Raw genomic sequence first — 2,665 nt, forward strand, 5'->3', positions numbered from 1 at the left:
CGCCGCAAGCATATCCGTCGTCCCGGACAAGCGCAGCGGAGCGGAGCGCAGATCCGGGACCCATAACCACAGGATCGGGTTTTGCGAAGGCTGGTAACCCACATCTCGCGCCACAACCACCGTCTGTGATTATGGGTCCCGGCCTTCGCCGGGACGACGGTTGAGTATGGGTCACGCGCAGAGTGAAACTACTCCGCGGCGCCGGCCTGCTCCGGCAGCTTGGCGCCGTTGCCGTAGCGCTGGTCGATATAGTCGATCACCAGCGCCTTGAAGTCGGCGGCGATGCCCGGACCGCGCAGGGTGCGGAACTTCTTGCCGTCGACGAAGACAGGCGCGGCCGGCGCTTCGCCGGTGCCGGGCAGCGAGATGCCGATATTGGCGTGCTTCGATTCGCCGGGGCCGTTGACGATGCAGCCCATCACCGCGACGTTGAGCTGCTCGACGCCCGGATACTTGGTCTTCCAGGCCGGCATCTCGTCGCGGATGAAATCCTGGATCGAGCGCGCCAGCTCCTGGAACGTGGTCGAGGTGGTGCGGCCGCAGCCCGGGCACGCGGCAACCAGCGGCACGAAGGTGCGGAAGCCCATGGTCTGCAGCAATTCCTGCGCGACCTGCACTTCCAGCGTGCGGTCGCCGCCGGGCTCCGGCGTCAGCGAGATGCGGATGGTGTCGCCGATGCCCTGCTGCAGCAGGATGCCGAGCGCGGCCGAGGACGCGACGATGCCCTTCGAGCCCATGCCGGCCTCGGTGAGGCCGAGATGGATCGCATAATCCGAGCGGCGCACCACTTCCTGATAGACCGCGATCAGGTCCTGCACGGCGGAGACCTTCGCCGACAGGATGATCCGGTTCTTCGGCATGCCGAGCTCTTGCGCGCGCGCCGCCGACAGCAATGCCGACTGCACCATCGCCTCGCGGGTCACGGCGCGGGCATCGCGCGGATTCGCCGACGCCGTGTTCTCGTCCATCAGCTTGGTGAGCAGCTCCTGGTCGAGCGAGCCCCAATTGGCGCCGATGCGCACCGGCTTGTTGTTCTTGTTGGCGATCTCGATGATGTCGGCGAACTGCGTATCGCGCTTGTTCTTGAAGCCGACATTGCCGGGATTGATGCGGTACTTGTCGAGCGCTTCGGCGCAGGCCGGATATTCGGCGAGCAGCTTGTGGCCGATATAGTGGAAGTCGCCGATCAGGGGCGTGGTGATGCCGCGCTTGCGCAGGCCGTCACGAATGTGCGGCACGGCAGCGGCGGCTTCCTCGCGGTCGACGGTGATGCGGACCATCTCGGAGCCGGCGCGGGAGAGCGCGGCGACCTGGGCGATGGTGCCATCGACATCGGCGGTGTCGGTGTTGGTCATCGACTGCACGACGATCGGCGCGCCGCCGCCGACGGCGACGTTGCCGACCATGACCTGCGTGGTTTGGTGCCGCGGCGCGGGGCCGGCGACGTCGTCTTGCGGCAAAATCTCGGGCTTGTTCATGGCGTCTCGAATATCAGGTTTTGGTGACATTCACCAAGGGGGCGATGGGCCTCGCGCGCGGCGGGCCTAACGATCGTGTTTCGGAGTGAATTCAACAGCTTATGGCGCCAATTGAGGCCAAACGCAAGCCATGCAGCGGCGTCCTGCATGCCCAGCTATATTGGACCGGATTGGGGTGAATCAAAGGGCAAAGTGACAGCTTTTCATGTGATCTCGCGCATCTTAGCATCCTGTTAAGGGTACAACGGGAGGACGTGAAATGGCCGGCCACAGCGAGCTGATCACCACGGCGGAACTTGCCGAGATCCTGATCCGGCCGGACCTTCGCCTGTTCGACTGCACGACCTATCTGGAGCCGGCCCCCGCCGGCAGCAACGTTCCCTATATTGTCGTCTCGGGCCGCCAGACGTTCGAGGCCGGCCACATCCCGGGCGCGAATTTCCTCGATTTGCAGGCCGAGTTCTCGGATGCCCATACCCATCTGCGCTTCATGATGCCGCCGACAACGCAGCTCGAAGCCGCGTTCGGCCGCCACGGCATCTCGGCGGGCAGCCGCGTCGTGCTCTATTCGATCGGCACGGCAATGTGGGCGACGCGGTTCTGGTGGATGCTGCGCTCGCTCGGCTTCGAGGGGGCCGCAGTGCTCGACGGCGGCATCGACAAATGGACCGCCGAAGGACGCGACATCGAGACCGGGCTTGCCGGCGGCTATCCGCCGGCGACGTTTGCGGCACGGCCAAAGGACGGCATGTTCGTCGACAAGCATGACGTGCTCGCCGCGACCACGGAGGGCGACACCGTCATCGTCAACGCGCTCGGCCCGCAATTCTACAAGGGACTGGAGCCAAGCCGTTACGGCCGGTCCGGCCGCATCCCCGGCAGCGTCAGCGTGCCGGCGGCGACCTTGATCGATCCCAAGGCCAAGACGTTCGTGCCGCTTGAGGAGGCCGAAGCCACCTTCGCCGCGCAAGGCATCACCAGGGACAAGCGCGTCGTCGCCTATTGCGGCGGCGGCATCTCCGCGACCATCGACCTGTTCCAGCTGCATCGGCTCGGCTACGACAATCTCACGCTCTATGACGGCTCGATGGGCGAATGGGCGAAGGATGCAGAGTTGCCGATCGAGAGGGGGTAGTGACGGGGCGCGATGTCGCCTCCGTCGTCCTGGCGAAGGCCAGGAGGTAGAT

General features: G+C 65.4%; 2 protein-coding genes. One reads left to right on the forward strand and one right to left on the reverse strand.

Going from position 1 to position 2,665, the window contains the following annotated elements; genetic code table 11:
- Nucleotides 1–188 precede the first annotated feature (188 nt).
- Nucleotides 189–1,478 (reverse strand): flavodoxin-dependent (E)-4-hydroxy-3-methylbut-2-enyl-diphosphate synthase, encoded by a 1,290-nt coding sequence (ispG, locus tag AKL29_RS38455; RefSeq protein WP_028338143.1) that lies wholly within the window; start codon nt 1,476–1,478, stop codon nt 189–191.
- Nucleotides 1,479–1,737: 259 nt separating this feature from the next.
- Between ispG and AKL29_RS38460 the strand changes: the two genes are divergently transcribed.
- Nucleotides 1,738–2,613 (forward strand): sulfurtransferase, encoded by an 876-nt coding sequence (locus AKL29_RS38460; protein ID WP_050387773.1) that lies wholly within the window; start codon nt 1,738–1,740, stop codon nt 2,611–2,613.
- The last annotated feature ends 52 nt before the right edge of the window (nt 2,614–2,665 follow it).

Source organism: Bradyrhizobium pachyrhizi (genome assembly GCF_001189245.1).
Classification (GTDB): Bacteria; Pseudomonadota; Alphaproteobacteria; order Rhizobiales; family Xanthobacteraceae; genus Bradyrhizobium; species Bradyrhizobium pachyrhizi.